At 37.2% G+C, this 20,239-nt stretch carries 15 protein-coding genes and 1 other annotated feature; of the genes, 8 read left to right on the top strand and 7 right to left on the bottom strand.

Annotated features, from left to right (window positions below; genetic code table 11):
• Positions 1–50 precede the first annotated feature (50 nt).
• The 7 genes from rsmG to rpmH all read right to left on the bottom strand — a co-directional run bounded on the left by rsmG (position 51) and on the right by rpmH (position 7,063).
• A complete protein-coding gene (rsmG, locus tag V179_RS0124385) occupies positions 51–767 on the bottom strand; it encodes a 16S rRNA (guanine(527)-N(7))-methyltransferase RsmG (RefSeq protein ID WP_028393788.1) in 717 nt (238 codons plus the stop codon).
• A 24-nt stretch (positions 768–791) separates the two neighbouring features.
• Positions 792–2,681: a tRNA uridine-5-carboxymethylaminomethyl(34) synthesis enzyme MnmG gene (gene mnmG / locus V179_RS0124380; protein WP_028393787.1), complete on the bottom strand. Its 1,890-nt coding sequence runs from the start codon at positions 2,679–2,681 to the stop codon at positions 792–794.
• Positions 2,682–2,697: 16 nt separating this feature from the next.
• On the bottom strand, positions 2,698–4,083 hold the full coding sequence (gene mnmE, locus V179_RS0124375) for a tRNA uridine-5-carboxymethylaminomethyl(34) synthesis GTPase MnmE (protein ID WP_028393786.1): 1,386 nt from the start codon (positions 4,081–4,083) through the stop codon (positions 2,698–2,700).
• 803 nt (positions 4,084–4,886) lie between these two features.
• A complete protein-coding gene (gene jag, locus V179_RS0124370; protein WP_028393785.1) occupies positions 4,887–5,513 on the bottom strand; it encodes an RNA-binding cell elongation regulator Jag/EloR in 627 nt (208 codons plus the stop codon).
• Positions 5,510–6,298 carry a YidC family membrane integrase SpoIIIJ gene (gene spoIIIJ, locus V179_RS0124365; RefSeq protein WP_028393784.1) on the bottom strand — a complete coding sequence of 263 codons (789 nt, stop codon included), beginning with the start codon at positions 6,296–6,298 and terminating at the stop codon, positions 5,510–5,512. Before spoIIIJ ends, jag begins: the two co-directional genes overlap by 4 nt.
• A 169-nt stretch (positions 6,299–6,467) precedes the next feature.
• Positions 6,468–6,845, bottom strand: coding sequence for a ribonuclease P protein component (gene rnpA, locus V179_RS0124360; RefSeq protein ID WP_028393783.1), 378 nt, complete (start codon positions 6,843–6,845; stop codon positions 6,468–6,470).
• 83 nt (positions 6,846–6,928) lie between these two features.
• A complete protein-coding gene (gene rpmH, locus V179_RS0124355; protein WP_034302547.1) occupies positions 6,929–7,063 on the bottom strand; it encodes a 50S ribosomal protein L34 in 135 nt (44 codons plus the stop codon).
• Between the two features lie 1,110 nt (positions 7,064–8,173).
• Between rpmH and dnaA the strand changes: the two genes are divergently transcribed.
• From dnaA to V179_RS0124305, 8 genes are all read left to right on the top strand, one after another.
• Positions 8,174–9,523 (top strand): chromosomal replication initiator protein DnaA, encoded by a 1,350-nt coding sequence (gene dnaA, locus V179_RS0124345; RefSeq protein ID WP_028393780.1) that lies wholly within the window; start codon positions 8,174–8,176, stop codon positions 9,521–9,523.
• A 201-nt stretch (positions 9,524–9,724) separates the two neighbouring features.
• Positions 9,725–10,861, top strand: coding sequence for a DNA polymerase III subunit beta (gene dnaN, locus V179_RS0124340; RefSeq protein WP_028393779.1), 1,137 nt, complete (start codon positions 9,725–9,727; stop codon positions 10,859–10,861).
• A gap of 384 nt (positions 10,862–11,245) precedes the next feature.
• On the top strand, positions 11,246–11,458 hold the full coding sequence (gene yaaA, locus V179_RS0124335; RefSeq protein WP_028393778.1) for a S4 domain-containing protein YaaA: 213 nt from the start codon (positions 11,246–11,248) through the stop codon (positions 11,456–11,458).
• 20 nt (positions 11,459–11,478) lie between these two features.
• Positions 11,479–12,597 carry a DNA replication/repair protein RecF gene (recF, locus tag V179_RS0124330; protein WP_028393777.1) on the top strand — a complete coding sequence of 373 codons (1,119 nt, stop codon included), beginning with the start codon at positions 11,479–11,481 and terminating at the stop codon, positions 12,595–12,597.
• Positions 12,598–12,609: 12 nt separating this feature from the next.
• A complete protein-coding gene (remB, locus tag V179_RS0124325) occupies positions 12,610–12,867 on the top strand; it encodes an extracellular matrix regulator RemB (protein WP_028393776.1) in 258 nt (85 codons plus the stop codon).
• A gap of 385 nt (positions 12,868–13,252) precedes the next feature.
• On the top strand, positions 13,253–15,175 hold the full coding sequence (gene gyrB, locus V179_RS0124320) for a DNA topoisomerase (ATP-hydrolyzing) subunit B (protein WP_028393775.1): 1,923 nt from the start codon (positions 13,253–13,255) through the stop codon (positions 15,173–15,175).
• Positions 15,176–15,344: 169 nt separating this feature from the next.
• Positions 15,345–17,864 carry a DNA gyrase subunit A gene (gene gyrA, locus V179_RS0124315; RefSeq protein WP_028393774.1) on the top strand — a complete coding sequence of 840 codons (2,520 nt, stop codon included), beginning with the start codon at positions 15,345–15,347 and terminating at the stop codon, positions 17,862–17,864.
• A 379-nt stretch (positions 17,865–18,243) separates the two neighbouring features.
• Positions 18,244–19,326: an HD-GYP domain-containing protein gene (locus V179_RS0124305; protein WP_407637275.1), complete on the top strand. Its 1,083-nt coding sequence runs from the start codon at positions 18,244–18,246 to the stop codon at positions 19,324–19,326.
• 358 nt (positions 19,327–19,684) lie between these two features.
• Positions 19,685–20,238 (top strand) — a sequence feature (16S ribosomal RNA rRNA prediction is too short).
• Position 20,239 lies beyond the last annotated feature (1 nt).

The following is a 20,239-nucleotide window of genomic DNA, read 5'->3' as shown; positions in this document are numbered from 1 at the left end:
AAAAATAATGAAATTTGTAATCTTGTAATAATTACACGCCCTAGTATTCGTTATTCAATAGGCATTTTATTCGGTGTACCTGGCTTACGTGGATACTTTTTAGGCGTTGTTTTCACTTTACTAATCGTGATAACAGTTCTCTCACTATTTTCTTCTGGCAGCAAAAAGTGATGAATTTCTTCTACTTTACCACCTAATGTAAAGATTGCCTTCTTACCTGCGTCCAATTCATCATTGGTGCTGGCAGCCTTCATTGCAATAAATGTACCGTTCTGTTTAACGAGTGGCAAGCAAAGTTCACTCAAAACGGACATTCGTGCAACGGCTCTTGCCATAACAATATCATAAACTTCACGATGCTCTTGTTTCTGCGCAAACGTTTCAGCACGGTCGTGATAAAATTGAGTATGTGAAAGTTTCAAAGTCTTAGCCAAGTGCTCAAGGAAGGAAATTCGTTTATTAAGAGAATCTACAATGGAAATATGTAACTCTGGAAAACAGATTTTTAATGGGATGCTAGGAAAACCTGCGCCCGCTCCTACATCACAAATCTTATACGGCTTAGTAAAATCAAAGTAGAATGCTGCACTAATGGAATCATAAAAATGCTTTAGATATACTTCTTCTTTATTTGTAATGGCCGTTAAATTCATTTTTTCGTTCCATTCAACTAATAATTCGTAGTACGTTTCAAATTGCTGAAGCTGCAAAGGAGAAAGCGCAATGCCTCTCTCTTTCAGCTCCGTTTGAAATTGTTCAATATTCATTGGCTTCAATCCTTTACATTCCATTTAGCTTTGGGGAATTCGGGCAATCTTTCCTTGTTCTAAATAAACAAGTAAAATCGACACATCAGCAGGGTTAACTCCTGCAATTCTCGAAGCCTGTGCCACTGATAGCGGATGGACTTGTTTTAGTTTTTGACGTGCCTCAGTAGCTAAACCGCTGATGGCATCATAATCAATATTTTCTGGGATCTTTTTATTCTCCATTTTTTTCAGACGATCTACTTGCTGAAGTGACTTTTCAATATATCCTTCATATTTAACTTGGATTTCTACTTGTTCTGTCACTTCCGCATCCAATTGTTCTTTACTAGGAATAAGCAATTGAATGTGTTCATAGTTCATTTCCGGTCGTTTCAATAAATCAGCAGCTCTGATTCCATCCTTTAATTCCGTTCCACCTTGTTCAATAATTAATTGCTGTACTTGTTGGGTAGGTTTAATAAATACCGATTGCAGACGTTCCTTTTCTGCTTCGACGGCTGCCTTTTTCAATAAGAAACGTTGATAACGCTCTTCTTTAATCATTCCAATCGCATGACCAATCTCTGTTAAACGCAAATCAGCATTGTCATGGCGTAAAAGGAGTCGATATTCAGCACGTGAAGTAAGCAGGCGATACGGCTCGCTCGTTCCTTTTGTTACAAGATCGTCAATCAATACTCCGATATAGGCATCTGAGCGGCTTAAGATTAACTCTTCTTTCCCCAATGCGTTTAGGCTGGCATTAATACCTGCCATTAATCCTTGTCCGGCAGCTTCTTCATAACCGGATGTTCCGTTAATTTGCCCTGCTGTATATAGATTTTTTACTTTTTTTGTTTCTAATGTAGGCCATAACTGTGTCGGAACAATTGCATCGTATTCGATTGCATACCCTGCACGCATCAATTCTGCCTTTTCCAATCCTGGAATACTTGCGAGAAGTCTTCGTTGTACGTCTTCTGGTAGACTTGTCGATAATCCTTGTACATAGACTTCTTGTGTATTTCTTCCTTCAGGTTCAAGGAAAATTTGATGGCGTGGTTTATCATTGAAACGAACCACCTTATCTTCAATTGAAGGACAATAACGCGGACCTGTTCCTTTAATCATCCCTGAATACATAGGAGAACGATGTAAATTCTCATCAATAATCTGATGGGTTTCTTCATTCGTATATGTTAGCCAGCATGGCAATTGATCTGTGATGAATTTTGTAGTTTCATAAGAAAATGCCCGTGGAACATCATCTCCAGGCTGAATTTCTGTTTTGCTATAATCAATGGAATGGCTGTTAATCCGCGGCGGTGTGCCTGTTTTAAATCGAACTAAGTCGAATCCAATTTCCTCTAAATGTTCGGACAATCGAATAGACGGTTGTTGATTATTCGGACCACTTGAATATTTCAATTCACCAAGAATGATTTCTCCACGGAGGAATGTTCCTGTTGTAATAACAACAGTTTTTGCCTGATAAACTGCACCAGTCTGAGTGATAACTCCTTTACATACATCATCTTCAACGATAAGCCGCTCAACCATACCTTGGATTAATGTTAGATTTGGTTGATTTTCAATCGTATTCTTCATTTCCTGTTGATATAAGGTTTTATCTGCCTGCGCTCGTAAAGCACGTACAGCTGGCCCTTTTCCAGTATTCAACATTCTCATTTGGATATGTGTTTTATCAATATTTTTCCCCATTTCACCGCCTAAAGCATCAATTTCCCTTACGACGATTCCTTTTGCCGGGCCACCAACAGAAGGATTACATGGCATAAAAGCAACCATATCCAAATTTATCGTAATCATTAGCGTTTTTGCTCCAACACGAGCTGCTGCAAGACCAGCTTCACACCCTGCATGCCCTGCACCAATGACAATTACATCATAGCTTCCTGCTTCATATTGCATACTTTCACTCCTTACATCATTTCCCTAAACAGAACTGAGAAAATAATTGATTAATTAATCCTTCATGTACACTGTCTCCTATGATTTCCCCAAGTAACTCCCAGGCTTTCGTGAAATCAATTTGTACTAAATCAACTGGCGTGCCTGCTTCAATCGCTTCACTTGCATCTTCGATAGACTGTAGTGCTTGTCCGAGAAGTGCAATATGGCGTGAATTCGATACATATGTTAAATCGCCTGTCTCTAATGAACCGGCAAAGAATAATGAGGCAATCGCTTCTTCTAGCTCATCCACACCTTGATCTTCTAATAAAGATGTTGTAACGAGTCGATGCTCACCTGTAAGCTCTTTTACACGATTCAAATTTATTTTTCTTGGTAAATCGGTTTTATTGACGATTACAATAACGTCCATACCACTAACCGCTTCAAATAACTTCTCATCTTCCTTGGTTAAATCATCAGAATAGTTTAAAACGAGCAAAATTAAATCGGCATCTTTTAATACCGCTCTTGATCGTTCTACACCGATTCTTTCAACAATATCTTCAGTCTCTCGAATCCCTGCTGTATCCAAAAGTCGCAAAGGTACACCACGCACATTTACATATTCCTCTATTACATCACGGGTTGTTCCCGGAATATCCGTTACAATCGCCTTATTTTCTTGAACTAAACTATTTAATAATGAAGATTTACCGACATTTGGACGACCGACAATAACCGTTGATAGTCCATCACGTAAAATCTTCCCTTGTTGTGAAGTTCGCAGCAACTTCTCTAATTCTATTTTAACCAGATTTGCCTTTTCCAAAAACATACGATGTGTCATTTCCTCAACATCATCATATTCTGGATAATCTATATTAACCTCAACTTGAGCGAGAGTTTCTAAAATCTCCTGACGCAGCTTGCGAATCAGCTGTGATAATCTTCCTTCCATTTGTCCTAATGCCATATTCATTGCCTTGTCCGTTTTAGCACGAATCAAATCCATCACAGCTTCTGCCTGAGAAAGGTCAATTCTTCCGTTCAAAAAAGCACGTTTTGTAAATTCTCCTGGCTCAGCTAGTCTCGCTCCTTGCGATAGAACAAGCTGAAGAACTCGGTTAACTGAAACGATACCTCCGTGACAGTTAATTTCTACAACATCTTCACGTGTAAATGTCTTTGGTCCACGCATAATGGAAATCATGACTTCCTCCACCGTATCTCCCGTTTTCGGTTGAACCAGGTGTCCATAATGAATGGTGTGAGAAGTGGCATCTATTAGCCGTTTTCCTTGCGGGCCTCTATATATACGGTCGGCAATAGCAAACGCCTCATCACCACTTAACCGGACGATTGCAATTGCACCTTCACCCATAGGTGTCGAAATCGCTGTAATCGTATCGAATTCCATTTCTTCACCTTCTTTAATAATTTCAATATAAATATATAAGAAACATCCATAAGCGTCTGCTCAAAATCAATCGATGAAAGATATTCAGGTTCTAAGAACTGTATCAACTTATGAAGGTGATGGTGCGGAGCTGTTTTTAGAAAGCCACCGCACTATTGGCCAAAAAAAGAGTATACAACTATGAACCTAAACACATGCAAATTTCATCTATATTGCATCACAATCATCGCTCTCTATTAAATCGATAAAGTGGAACTTTCTATTCCCCAAAATACTACAATATCATAGTCCAGATACGAAAAAAAGTGGATAGCTATTTCCAAAAAAGAATTATCCACAATCAGCAAAAGAATCTTATGCTTAATTTTAACTTATCCACATGTGAATAACAACAACTCAAGCATAAGCTAGAAAAAAGTACACTTTTCCTCAATTGTTCTAATCTAATCTATAAAGTATGTTAAATAAGAAAGCGCTACAAGTAGACTCTCAAAGAACATATTGATTAACTCTTACCAGGGGATATTCACCTACTTCGCCCCATAATCATGACCTGTCCAGAGCTGCAAAACTTGTTATTCTAACATAAAGTATGAGACAAAGAAACACAAAGACAATTTTATACGTCTTACACATTAAACACTAGGCATTAAAGAAATACTAATTTCAAACAGATTTATTGCATAAACAGGACTAACAATCAGTGGAAATGAAGAAAAAAACACTAATTGAAGTCCCACTTTATTCTTCAAAATGATTCAGTCAAAAATCGACAAAAAAAAGAAGTGATCTACTTTCATAGATCAACTTCTTTCTATTGGTGAAATAATTAAATGACGATATGGTTCGGTCCCACTTGATGTAGTTTTGATTTTATGGTAATTCATTAAAGCTGTATGAATCACCTTTCGCTCATATGAAGGCATAGGTTCTAAACTAATACTTGTTCTCGTCTTTAAAGCCTTATTAGCCATTCTTTCCGCTAACTGAATCAGAGTTTCATTCCTTCTTACTCGATAGTCTTCTGCATCAAGTAAGATCGTTAAGTACTGCTTCGAATTACGATTGGCTACAAGCTGGACTAAGTATTGAAGAGAATTCAATGTTTGTCCCCTTTTTCCAATCAGGAGTGCAATCTTATCACCCGATAATTGAAATAAAACTTGTTTTCCATCTCGTTTCACAGAAATATCTGATTCCACGCCCATCTTGTTGCACACACTTTTTAAAAACAGCAATGCTTCTTCAACAGGGTCAGGCACGATCGTCACTGTGACGACTGCCTTTCGATTCCCAATTAGACCAAGAAACCCTTTTTTACCTTCATCTACAACATCAATTTCTACTTTTTCTCTAGTGGTGTTAAGCTGAGCTAAAGCTGATTCTACTGCTTCTTCGACATTTTGTCCTGTAGCAGTTATTAGTTTCACTTTTTCTTGGCTCCTCCCGCACTTTCTGCAGTTACCTTTTTCATATCCGGTCCTTTAATGATCCATGTCTGGATAATCATAAATATATTACCTACAACCCAGTATAATGCAAGAGCAGCAGGGAAATTAAATGCAAAAACCATAATCATGATTGGCATGATATATAACATCATTGTCATTTGTGCAGCCATCTGAGGATTCGATGTCATGCCCACCATTGTAATTTTTTGTTGAATAAATGTTGTAATACCAGCAACAATCGGCAATACATAAATTGGATCTGGACTACCTAAGTCAAACCACAAAAAGCTGTGCTCTGCAATTGCTCGAGTACGACTAATTGCATGATAAAAACCGATTAATATCGGCATCTGTACAATTAACGGAAAACAACCAGCCAATGGGTTTACATTATATTTTGTGAAAAGAGCCATCGTTTCTTGTTGTAATTTTTGTTGAGTTGCCGCATCTTTTGACGGATATTTTTCCTTAAGTTTTTGCATTTCCGGCTGTAAAGCTTGCATAGCTTTTGAGTTTTTCGTTTGTTTAATCATCAGTGGTAATAAAACAAAACGAAGTAAGAGTGTTACCACAATAATTCCTAAGCCGTAATTTTCGCCTAACAATTCTGATATTTTAATAATAAGCCACGATAATGGATAAACAATGTATGAATTCCAAATACCTGTGCTTTCTTTAGTAATTGGTTCGCCTACTTCCGTACAACCAGTTAGAAGCATCATGAGCGAGGCAAGTCCAATCATGAATACTATTCGTTTCTTCAACCGCCTTTTCCTCCTGTCAGCAAAAAATTCTAGCTTTACTTTTGAACACTCTGTTTTTCTTCATTTTTTCAAACACATGGCAACTGTAACTAACCATGTTTGTCTATACATATAAAATAACTGATTACACCAATATTTTCTATGTATTATATTTCAATTTGAGAAATTTTTATCGTGATGACTTATATGAGGAAGATTTGCTTTTTTTGAAATTAAGCGATTTGGCCCTTTTTAAAACATGGATTAAACTGCTCTTCACTTCAAATAAATCCATAGTTGCCGCTGGTTTACGTGCAATAATCACATAATCCTTTCCCTCTTTGATATCGTCTTTCAATTCAAGAAAAGATTGTCGAATGTATCTCTTTATTTGATTTCTTACGACAGCGTTTCCTACTTTTTTGCTTACAGAAAGGCCAATTCGAAAGAAATCTTGGCTGGGCTTATCAAGGACATAGACGACAAATTGTCTATTACCGAATGATTCTCCTTTTTGAAACACAAGTTGGAATTCATCATTCTTTTTTATCCTTAGCTTTTTTTTCATTCTTTACACCTTCATTAAACTGAATTGGGGTATATTTTTAGGTCCTTTATGGAAAAAAAAGACCACTGAGACTTATCAGTGGTCTATGCAGATAATACTTTTCTGCCCTTACGGCGACGTGCAGCTAACACTCTACGTCCAGTTTTTGAACTCATACGGCTACGGAAACCATGAACTTTACTGTGTTTGCGTTTTTTTGGTTGATATGTGCGTTTCATTATATGACACCTCCCTGAGGAATAACAGTTAAAGACAGTCTAGATAATTATATAGATGAAGTATGAAAAATGTCAACCTTTCATTAAAATTTTATTAAAGCTTCGCACATAAGCGTTGTAAAGTAATTGAATAAAATGAGTTTTTTAGAGGAAATATGTATTAATTTTTCAAATTTCGTTGGGTTAGAGGGTGGTACGCTGTATTAAATAGGCTGTTTTCACATTCATTGTTGCTTTTCAATCATTTTTACACTAATAACCCGGGTTGATTTCCGTTGCAGGTCCTCGCTTTCCGCGGGCGGTCTCAGAAGCCTCCTCAGTGCTTTGCACTTGCGGGGTCTCCCTCAACACGCTTTTCCCGCAGGAGTCTCGCACCTGTAACGAAGATCAACATCTGTTCGAATTGGTTTCATGCTAAAAACAACAATCTTTACGAAAAGAGCCTTTAAATAAAAGCTAGATCCACTTACAAACTCGATTCGCCCATTCATCATGATTTCGTTCCGTTTATCCCGCATTAGTTGGAAGTGCCCTTTGAAATGAATGATTGATTTCCTAGTTCCATAATCCAGCATCCTTCTTTTAGCTATTCAACTCCCAAACGATTTGTGGATATCTTTTCGACACTTTTTTTACTATCCACAGTTACTTTTTGACCTTTTGCACAGAATAATACCTTGTGGAAAAGTATGTTCCACAATGATACAATCTTGTGGATAAAGTTTTAATAGCCATTGCAACAAGCTGTGATTTCTGATATTATATTTGTGTTTTCACTCTGAATAACTTTATCAACAACTTTCACTTATCCACAAACTGTTGATAACATGTGGATAGTTTATACACCTTGTGGGTATTTTATTATCCACAGCACGTGGATATTGTCGAAATATCCTCTTTCTTCTTTATTATATATTTATCAATAATTCCTGTTGATGAATATTTATAATAGCATTCTTAAATAGTCTAAATTAACTTGTACATGCCTTATATAAAAGCTTTGTTTCACTTAATAATAAATGAAATAAATTTGATTTTTGTCTGCTAAAATCACGGCAATCAGGCCGTATTTATTGTTATTTCATATAAAACTGAAAAGGAGGGATTTTATTGGATAATATCGAAAGTTTATGGGATCAATCACTAAAAAGCATGCAAAATAAAATAAGTAAACCAAGCTTTGAAACTTGGTTAAAATCCACCAAAGCCCATATGCTGCAAGGAGATAGACTGACGGTCATTGCACCAAATGAATTTGCTCGTGACTGGCTTGAAGAACGATATTCCCACCTTATTTCAGAAGTTTTACTTGAACTTACAGGTGAAGAATTAGAAGTTAAATTTATCATCCCCTCCAATCAAGGGGATGATTCAATGACTGTTTCAACTCGAGTCAAAAAACCAAAAAAGATTGATGACGATTCAGCTGACTTTCCGCAGTTTATGTTGAATACGAAAAATACATTTGATACATTTGTCATTGGTTCGGGCAACCGTTTTGCCCATGCCGCCTCACTCGCAGTAGCTGAAGCTCCAGCTAAAGCATATAACCCTCTATTTATTTATGGAGGGGTCGGACTTGGGAAAACACATCTTATGCATGCGATTGGCCAATATGTTCTTGAACATAATCCCCATGCTAAAGTTGTGTACCTATCATCAGAGAAATTCATGAATGAATTTATCAACTCAATACGAGATAACAAAGCTGGTGAGTTCCGAGACAAATATCGTACTGTAGACGTGCTTCTCATAGATGATATTCAATTTTTAGCTGGAAAAGAATCAACCCAAGAAGAATTTTTCCATACATTTAATGCCCTTCATGAAGAAAGTAAACAAATTGTTATTTCAAGTGACCGTCCGCCAAAGGAAATTCCTACCTTAGAAGACCGCTTGCGCTCACGTTTTGAATGGGGATTAATTACCGATATTACACCGCCTGATTTGGAAACGAGGATTGCTATTCTTAGGAAGAAAGCAAAAGCAGATGGATTAGATATTCCAAATGAGGTTATGCTTTATATTGCCAATCAAATTGATTCCAATATTCGTGAGCTTGAAGGGGCATTGATTCGAGTAGTTGCTTATTCATCATTGATAAATAAAGATATCAATGCTGACTTAGCTGCAGAGGCATTAAAAGATATTATTCCAAGTTCAAAACCTAAAATCATTACGATTCTTGAAATCCAAAAGACAGTTGGCGAGCATTACAATATTAAATTAGAAGATTTCAAAGCCAAAAAGCGAACAAAGACTTTAGCTTTCCCACGGCAAATCGCTATGTACTTATCAAGGGAATTAACTGACTTTTCCCTCCCTAAAATAGGCGATGAATTCGGCGGTCGTGATCATACAACAGTTATCCATGCCCATGAAAAAATTTCAAAGCTTCTACAAACCGACCCTGTACTTCAGAGGCAGGTTAAAGAAATACAGGAACAGCTAAAAGTATAGATACTCTTAATTATGTGTATAACACGCTGCCACTTACACACAGTCTGTCCACATGTGGATAGACTGTTTTTCCTTATCTTTCTCTAGGTTATCCACATACTCACAGGCCCTACTACTATTACTACTATCTTTTAAATAAAAAAATATATAAATAAAATATGCCATTAGGCTATAAAGTAGAACTTTATTGGAGGATGAAAAATGAGATTTATTATTCAAAGAGATCGGTTAGTCCATAGTGTTCAAGAAGTAATGAAGGCTGTTACATCAAGAACAACGATTCCCATTTTAACGGGAATAAAAATAACAGCAACAGAAGAAGGTGTAACCTTAACAGGAAGTGACTCTGATATATCTATTCAGTCATTTATCCCGATTGAGGAAGAAGACAACGAAATTGTTGAAATTAAGCAAAGTGGTAGCATTGTCTTAAATGCCAGATTTTTTGGAGATATCGTAAGAAAACTACCAATGGATACTGTTGATATCGAGATATTAAATGGATTTCAAACTATTATTCGTTCAGGGAAAGCTGAATTTAATCTAAATGGACTTGATGCTGAAGAGTACCCTCATCTGCCAATCATAGAAGAAGATCAAATATTTAAATTACCTGCAGATTTATTAAAGACATTAATACGTCAAACAGTATTTGCGGTGTCCACCTCAGAAACACGCCCTATCTTGACAGGTGTAAACTTGAAGGTGGAAGACGATGAATTAATCTGTATTGCAACAGATAGTCATAGATTAGCCATGAGAAAGGCAAAGATCGATAATAATGTAGTTGGTTCTTATAGTGTTGTAATTCCTGGAAAAAGTTTAAATGAATTAAGTAAACTACTTGATGATACAAATGAATTAATTGAAATGGTTATTACGGAGAATCAAGTATTATTTAAAGCGAAAAATTTATTATTCTATTCGCGTCTACTTGAAGGGAATTATCCTGATACATCACGTTTAATTCCAAATGAAAGCAAAACTTCAATTACCGTGCACGCGAAAGATTTTCTTCAAGCGATTGACCGTGCTTCATTATTGGCTAAAGAGGGGAAAAATAATGTTGTTAAGCTGACCACTCTAGAACGTGGGATTATTGAGGTATCATCAAATACGCCCGAAATTGGAAAAGTAAGTGAAGAGCTACAAGCTGAATCCATTGAAGGAGAAGAATTAAAAATTTCCTTTAGCGCTAAGTTTGTAATGGATGCCTTAAAAGCTTTAGAGGGAACAGATATTACAATTAATTTTACTGGAGCAATGCGTCCATTTATTATTCGTTCACTTCATGACGACACAATGTTACAGTTGATTTTACCAGTAAGAACTTATTAAGAAATAAGATGGGGATTGCTTATTTACTAGGCAAATCTGGATAGAAAATTAAACGGTTAGCATCAATAATTTCATAATGAATCCTAAGCGAGAAAAGGATGTCCGAAAAGGTCTGATCTACACTCTATACCCGTTTATAGTGTTATTAACACGTATATAAGCGATATAGTAAATGTGGGATCCGACCTTTTTGTTAAGAGTGGGCTGCTTTGAAAAAGGTAAAGAAAGAGTATCATCTTTTCGGCCCAATTCTTATGTCTAGTATTTAGAATAAATTGACTATTTTTCAAAGTTCTTATGCTTTGTTCATGTTAATTTTGTCTTTATCCAATTTATTTAGTACAATAAAATATTAGAGACTACTTTGAAAGAAGTGATGAACGGATGACTAAAATTCAGATTGATACAGAATATATTACGCTTGGTCAATTTTTAAAATTAGCTGAAATTATTCAGAGCGGCGGAATGGCTAAATGGTTTTTAAGTGAATATGAAATTTTTATCAACGGTGAATTAGATAATAGACGGGGAAAGAAACTTAGAGATGGAGACAAAATTGATATTCCCTCGTTCGGTAGTTTTACTATTACGCGTTAAAGTAAAGGGAAGAAGCGCTTATGTATATTGAACAACTAAAACTGAAAAACTATCGGAACTATATAGATATGGAACTGCACTTCGAAAATAATGTAAATGTCATCCTAGGAGAAAATGCCCAGGGGAAAACGAATGTGATGGAATCGATCTTCGTTTTAGCTATGGCAAAGTCCCATCGGACGTCGAATGATAAAGAACTTATTCGTTGGGATGAAGAGTATGCTAAAATAGATGGTAGGGTGAAAAAGAGAAATACCTCGATTCCGCTTGAACTGGTTATATCAAAAAAAGGCAAAAAGGCAAAAAGCAATCATATTGAACAGCAAAAGTTAAGCCAATATGTTGGTAATATGAATGTGGTCATGTTTGCACCGGAAGATCTTCACCTAGTAAAGGGGAGTCCACAAGGAAGACGCCGGTTCATTGATATGGAAATTGGCCAAGTATCTCCAGTTTACCTTCATGATATGAGTCAATATCAAAAAATTCTTCAACAAAGAAACCATTATTTGAAATTGCTCCAGACGCGTAAACAAGTTGATAAAGCGATGCTCGATGTATTAACTGAACAATTTATACAATATGCAGTAAAAATTTTACAAAGAAGATTTCAATTTCTTACTTTGCTTCAAAAATGGGCTGAGCCGATACACTCTGGAATCTCTCGCGGCTTAGAAATGCTGAAAATTGAATATAAACCATCCTTGGATGTATCAGAAAGTAGTAATTTGTCGAAAATGATAGAAGTATTCCAGGAAAAGTTTGTTAAAATTCAAGGGAGAGAAATCGAACGGGGAATTACACTTATAGGTCCACATCGTGATGACCTAGTTTTTTTTGTGAATGGACGAGATGTTCAAACGTACGGTTCTCAAGGTCAACAACGGACTACAGCACTTTCTCTGAAGCTTGCAGAAATTGAATTAATTCATTCAGAAATGGGTGAGTACCCCATTTTATTATTAGATGATGTATTATCTGAGCTAGATGATTATCGGCAATCACACTTGTTAAATACTATTCAAGGGAAGGTCCAAACCTTCGTAACAACAACTTCAGTGGAGGGAATTGATCACCAAACTTTACGTGATGCCTCTACTTTCCATGTGAATCAGGGGAATGTGACTAAAGTTAAATGATGGGGTGAATGCATGTATCTTCATATTGGTGAGGACATTCTTGTAAAAACGGATGACGTAATTGCGATTCTGGATAAAAATTTACTCAACTCATCTCCAATCATGGAGGAATTTATACAAAAAAAAGAGGGAGTTATACAGAACTTAGCAAAGAGTTCAATTAAATCAATCGTTATTACAAATGAGATTGTTTATTATTCACCACTTGCATCAGCGACGTTAAAGCGGCGATCATTGCAACGAACGATATTATTTGATGATAGCCAATAAAAATCGCTGTAAGTTCTTGACTATGTAAAACTAGTTATTCTACCATAATTTATTACCGAGGAAATGCGATTGAAAGCATAAGCACCTCAATACATGGATGGTTTTGCAGGTGATAAGGTTAGTCATCAAAATGTCCAAAAAAACTTATACATTCGTTAGTGGAACTGTAGAGAAGGCGAACGACATCTAACAGATTTTTCGTAAATCTTAAGAAAAGTAAATGTTTTTCAGACTTCTGAATTGTTCTTGACTTCAGAAGTTGGAGTTACTTGAACTCAAGTAGTTAAGTGTTGGACACTAAAACTACTTTTTTAAAATATTTGATTATATTTTTTGAACAAGCTAATCAATGCAAAAAGAAAAGTGTAGGTGAAATCGTATGACAATGGATCAAAAGGAAGTACAAGGTCAGGCATATGATGAAAATCAGATACAAGTTTTAGAAGGACTTGAGGCAGTACGTAAACGTCCGGGGATGTATATTGGTTCTACATCAGGAAAGGGACTTCATCATCTCGTTTGGGAAATTGTTGATAATAGTATTGACGAAGCACTTGCAGGGTTTTGTGACCACATTCAAGTGATTATTGAAGAAGATAACAGTATTACAGTTATTGATAACGGCCGAGGAATTCCAGTTGGGATTCAAGAAAAAATGGGTCGTCCAGCGGTTGAAGTTATTCTGACAGTATTGCATGCTGGAGGGAAGTTTGGCGGCGGAGGTTATAAAGTATCAGGTGGTTTACACGGTGTAGGTGCATCGGTAGTTAATGCTCTTTCAACAGTTTTAGAAGTGTATGTTCATCGTGAAGGGAGTATTCACTATCAAAAATTTATGCGCGGTGTTCCACAAGCTGATTTAGCGGTAATTGGTGAAACCGACCATACGGGAACGACAATTCGTTTTAAACCAGATGGTGAAATTTTCACAGAAACACTCGAGTATGATTTCGATACTTTAGCAACACGTGTCCGAGAGCTTGCTTTTTTAAATAAAGGGATTTTGCTCAGTATCGAAGATAAACGTGGTGAAGGTAAGAAAAATGAATATCATTACGAAGGCGGAATTAAGTCATATGTTGAACACTTAAACCGTTCTAAAGAAGTGATCCATGAAGAACCGATATTCATGGAAGGTGAAAAGGACGGTATTTCCGTAGAGATTGCAATGCAATACAATGAAAGTTATATAAGTAATTTATTTACATTTGCAAATAACATTCACACATATGAGGGTGGCACGCATGAGTCTGGTTTTAAAACAGGACTGACGCGTGTTATTAATGACTATGCGCGTAAAAATGGGTTAATTAAAGAGGCTGATGCAAACTTGTCAGGGGACGATGTCCGCGAAGGTTTAACTGCGATTGTCTCTATTAAGCACCCAGATCCACAATTTGAAGGGCAAACGAAAACAAAGCTAGGAAACTCAGAAGTAAGAGCGGCAACGGATTCCATTTTATCGGAAAGACTTGACTCCTTCCTATACGAAAACCCTTCTGTAGCTAGAAAAATTGTTGATAAGGGCCTTATGGCAGCTAGAGCACGGATGGCTGCTAAAAAGGCGCGGGAATTAACAAGAAGAAAGAGTGCCCTAGAGGTTTCGAGTCTACCGGGTAAATTAGCAGATTGTTCATCAAAGGACCCTTCTATCAGTGAACTTTATATAGTTGAGGGTAACTCAGCTGGTGGTTCAGCTAAGCAAGGTCGTGATCGACATTTCCAAGCCATTTTACCCCTTAGAGGTAAAATCTTGAACGTTGAGAAGGCACGTTTAGATCGAATTCTAAATAATGTTGAAATTGGTACGATTATTACAGCGCTTGGTACTGGGATTGGTGAAGAATTTGACATTTCCAAAGCGCGATATCATAAAATTGTCATTATGACAGATGCAGATGTAGATGGAGCTCATATCCGTACATTGATGCTGACGTTTTTTTATCGTTATATGAGAAATATTCTTGAGCATGGTTATATCTATATTGCTCAGCCGCCTCTTTATAAGATTCAACAAGGTAAGAGAGTTGAATATGCTTATAATGATCGCCAACTTAATGAAATTATGGCGAGTCTACCGAGTACACCTAAACCTAATCTACAGCGTTATAAAGGACTCGGTGAGATGAATCCAGAGCAACTATGGGAAACGACTATGAGCCCCGAAACGAGAACGCTACTACAGGTTAGTTTGAGTGATGCGATTGAAGCGGATGAAACATTTGAAATGTTGATGGGTGACAAGGTCGAACCACGTCGTAATTTCATTGAGGAAAATGCCATATATGTTAAAAATCTTGATATTTAATAATTAAAGGTTGTCCCAAATCAAATTAGCCCCTGCAATTAACCATTCCATGAATAGCGCTATAAACTGCGCTCAATGTGGGGGCAGGCCCCTTTGGGACATGCCATTTACATATCGTCCTACCGGTTAGACAAACTGAGGTTACAGCTTTTATAAGGAGGTCTGCTCCATGTCAGAAAATCAAAAAGAAAATGTTCAAGAAATTAATATTAGTACTGAGATGCGAACGTCATTTTTAGACTACGCAATGAGTGTTATTGTTTCCCGAGCTTTACCTGACGTCAGGGACGGTTTGAAACCAGTACACCGGAGAATTCTTTATGCAATGAATGATCTTGGCATGACATCTGATAAACCGTTTAAGAAGTCTGCACGTATCGTCGGAGAAGTTATTGGTAAGTATCATCCGCACGGTGATTCTGCTGTGTATGAAACAATGGTACGGATGGCTCAGCCATTCAATTATCGTCATATGCTTGTTGATGGCCATGGGAATTTTGGGTCTGTAGATGGTGATCAGGCTGCGGCAATGCGTTACACAGAAGCGAGAATGTCGAAAATTTCGATGGAATTACTTCGTGATTTGAATAAAGATACAGTGGATTACCAAGATAACTATGATGGTTCTGAAAAGGAACCTGTTGTCATGCCAGCTCGTTTTCCTAACTTACTAGTAAATGGTTCATCTGGAATTGCAGTTGGTATGGCAACTAATATTCCCCCACATAATTTAGGGGAAGTAATTGACGCCGTATTGGCTTTGAGCAAAAATCCTGATATTACGATTGCAGAATTAATGGAGTATATACCAGGCCCAGATTTTCCAACAGCAGCGTATATTTTGGGGCGCAGTGGCATTCGAAAAGCCTACGAAACTGGAAGAGGCTCGATTATTCAGCGAGCAAAGGTCGAGATTGAAACGAAATCAAATGGCAAACAAGTAATTCTTGTTACTGAAATCCCTTATCAAGTCAATAAAGCAAGGCTAATTGAAAAAATTGCCGAACTTGCTCGAGATAAGAAAATTGAAGGTATTACAGACTTACGAGATGAATCAGACCGGAATGGTATGCGGATTGTCATGGAAATTCGGAAGGAAGCTAATGCAAATGTGTTATTGAACAATTTGTATAAACACACTTCTATGCAGACGACATTCGGGGTTAATTTACTTGCCCTTGTTGATGGCCAACCAAAAGTATTGAATTTAAAGGAATGCTTGTATTATTACTTAGAACATCAAAAAGTAGTGATTCGCAGAAGAACTGAGTTTGAATTACGAAAAGCAGAAGCACGTGCTCACATTCTTGAAGGTTTACGAATTGCTCTCGATAATCTGGATGCCATTATCAAATTAATTCGTGGGTCGCAAACAACGGATATTGCACGCGAAGGATTAATGACACAATTTTCGCTTTCAGAAAAGCAAGCTCAAGCCATCTTAGATATGCGATTACAACGCTTGACAGGACTAGAGCGTGAAAAAATTGAAGAAGAATATCAAGCTTTAGTTGCCCTTATTGCTGAATTAAAGGCTGTTCTCGCTGATGAAGAGAAGGTACTACAAATTATCCGTGAAGAGTTGCTGGAAATTAAAGAACGCTTCGATGATGAACGTCGTACTGAAATCTTATTGAGTGGATTTGAAAGTATTGAGGATGAAGATTTAATACCAGTAGAAACAACCATCGTAACTTTGACGCATAATGGATACATTAAACGATTACCAGTAACTACCTACCGTAGTCAAAAGCGTGGTGGACGAGGAATACAAGGAATGGGAACGAATGAAGATGACTTCGTAAACCATCTCTTAACGACATCTACACATGATACGTTGTTATTCTTCACGAATAAAGGAAAAGTATACCGTGCAAAAGGGTATGAAATTCCTGAGTACGGTAGAACTGCAAAAGGATTACCTTTAATCAACTTGCTTGAAATTGAAAAAGGTGAATGGGTAAACGCCATTATTCCAGTAAAGGAATTTACCGATGGCGATTTCTTATTCTTTACAACTAAGTTCGGTATTTCTAAAAGATCGCCATTATCCTCTTTTGCTAACATTCGTAATAACGGTTTAATTGCTGTAGGGTTACACGAAGGGGATGAATTAATCTCAGTTCGACTTACAGATGGTGATAAACAAATCGTCATTGGTACAAAAGACGGTATGCTGATTAGATTCCCTGAAACGGATGTTCGTTCTATGGGTCGAACAGCAGCTGGGGTTAAAGGGATTTCCTTGAGGGAAGATGATGAAGTTGTAGGCATGGAGATTCTTGAGGAAAATGAAGAAGTGCTAATTGTAACTAAATTTGGTTATGGAAAACGAACTCCTGCAGAAGAATATAGAATCCAAAGCCGTGGTGGAGTTGGAATTAAAACGTGCAATGTAACGGATAAAAATGGTGAGCTAGTTGCAGTCAAAACAGTAACTGGGGAAGAAGATATCATGATTATCACAGCAGAGGGCGTATTGATTCGTATGGCTGTTGGAGATATCTCAACAACTGGACGTAATACTCAGGGAGTTAAACTGATCCGTCTTGAAAATACAGAAAATGAATTCGTAGCTACAGTAGCGATGGCTGAACGTGAAGAAGTAAAAGAGATTGAAGACAGTCTCGATGAAGCTCAGCCAAACGAAGCGATTGACGAAATAGAAGTTAATGATACGGAAGAATGATAAAAACAAGTGGGTGTCTCATAAGGGTCTGATCTCGCACTCTAAATCAGTATTAGTGTTTCATACACTTATCGTATACTGAATTTAGTTGTTGCGGGGTCTGACCCTTTGCTTTTTGGATACCTCCGTTTTTTAGCGTTTTACAGGTAAGATAAACAATTAGAGGAAAGTTAATTTTGTCCCGCATTAACTGGCAGTACCTCCAAAACCTCGAGAATTAGAGGAACCGAAGAAGCGTAGCTAGGAGATGATTAACAATAAGTGGGAGATGAAGAACCCCCACTTATTTAATTTTTTACTTTATCATCTGCTACATGGCTTTTTTTTGTTCAAACAAAGTAATATTATGGTAATGTAATGAAAAGATGTAAATTAAGAGGTGAAGAACTTGCTGGTAAAAACAAAAAACTTAGTAGCGGGATGTATCCTTAGTAAGGATATTAGCGGTTTAACAAGTTATCCGTTAATGAACAAAAAAACAATCCTAACAGAAGATTTGTTAGAAGTACTTAAAGCTTTTTTTATCACTGAAGTTAGCGTAGAGAAAACCCTTGTTGATGGAACAAAATTTACACCTCGAGAAATAATTGACGATGAAGGGGAAGGAGCTCAAGAGAACTCTAGCTTTATTGCGGATTACCTAAAGGCTGTTCAATCATATAAACGTCAATTCCAAAATTGGCAGGCAGGAAGTGCTGTTGATGTAGCTAAAATAAGGGAAATTATGATCCCACTCTTTGAAAGGTCTCTAGAGAAACCATTAGAAATTTTCTCGCTACATCATTATTCTAATAAAGAAGATTACTTGTATCATCATACTGTTTCCATCGGTCTTTTAAGTGGATATCTTGCAAAAAAAATGGATTATGATGTTGCGGATGTGTATCAAATCACACTTGCGGGAAGTCTAGCAGATTGTGGGATGGCTAAAATCCCTCCAGAAATATTAGGGAAAAGTACAAGCCTTACCGCCTTAGAATATGAGGAGGTTAGAAAACATCCAATTTATAGTCTGAGAATGCTTCAAAGAAGTACTATTTTAAAAGAGTCAGTTAAATATGCAATTCTTCAACATCATGAAAGATTGGATGGCAGCGGGTACCCACGGGGCAAAAGTGAACGAACACCGCATGCTTTTGCGAAAATTGTCGCAGTAGCGGATGCCTATCATGCTATGACATCTGAAAGGGCCTATAGAAAGAAACAATCCCCATTTAAAGTAATGGAGATGATTATGCAAGATGATTTCGGGAAGTTCGATATTACTGTTATAAATATACTTTTGTCTTGTATTATGAATTACTCAATGGGAAGTAGGGTACGATTATCAAATGGATATATTGCTGAGATTGTATTTATTGATAAACAATCTCCGACAAGACCGTTAATTAAAGTTATTGATACAGGTGAGATGATTCACTTAAACAACTATCGGGATTTATTTATTGAGGAAGTCTTATAAAAATTTATATGTGTAACTTAACTTAATTAAGATAGATGGAAATCTTATTCTGATAATAGGGGAACAGTTATATATCGCTTGGTATCTTTTTAAAATTTTATTTCTAATAATGCTTGTAATTTTAAAAGATACCATATATAATAATCAAGTCGTCAACAAATATTAGTATTAATAACAAATGTTATATTATTATAAATTAATTGTTGATTTTAAAATTGAAGTATGCTATATTGATAAAGTCGCTTCTGAGAGGTTAGCGAAATTGCTCTTTGAAAACTGAACAAAACAAAGCGCCAACGTTTAAATTTAAGTGAGTACACACTATAAAAACAAATGAGCAAGTCAAACACTTTTTGGAGAGTTTGATCCTGGCTCAGGACGAACGCTGGCGGCGTGCCTAATACATGCAAGTCGAGCGAATGATTGGGAGCTTGCTCCCATGATTTAGCGGCGGACGGGTGAGTAACACGTGGGCAACCTACCTGTAAGACTGGGATAACTTCGGGAAACCGGAGCTAATACCGGATAATTTCTTTTCTCGCATGAGAAGAGATGGAAAGACGGTTTCGGCTGTCACTTACAGATGGGCCCGCGGCGCATTAGCTAGTTGGTGAGGTAACGGCTCACCAAGGCCACGATGCGTAGCCGACCTGAGAGGGTGATCGGCCACACTGGGACTGAGACACGGCCCAGACTCCTACGGGAGGCAGCAGTAGGGAATCTTCCGCAATGGACGAAAGTCTGACGGAGCAACGCCGCGTGAGCGAAGAAGGCCTTCGGGTCGTAAAGCTCTGTTGTTAGGGAAGAACAAGTACCAGAGTAACTGCTGGTACCTTGACGGTACCTAACCAGAAAGCCACGGCTAACTACGTGCCAGCAGCCGCGGTAATACGTAGGTGGCAAGCGTTGTCCG

Source organism: Bacillus cihuensis, assembly GCF_000504145.1.
GTDB classification, from domain to species: domain Bacteria; phylum Bacillota; class Bacilli; order Bacillales; family DSM-1321; genus Peribacillus; species Peribacillus huizhouensis.
The sequence above is the reverse complement of the archived record's forward strand: the minus strand, read 5'-3'. Positions and strand labels throughout refer to the sequence as shown.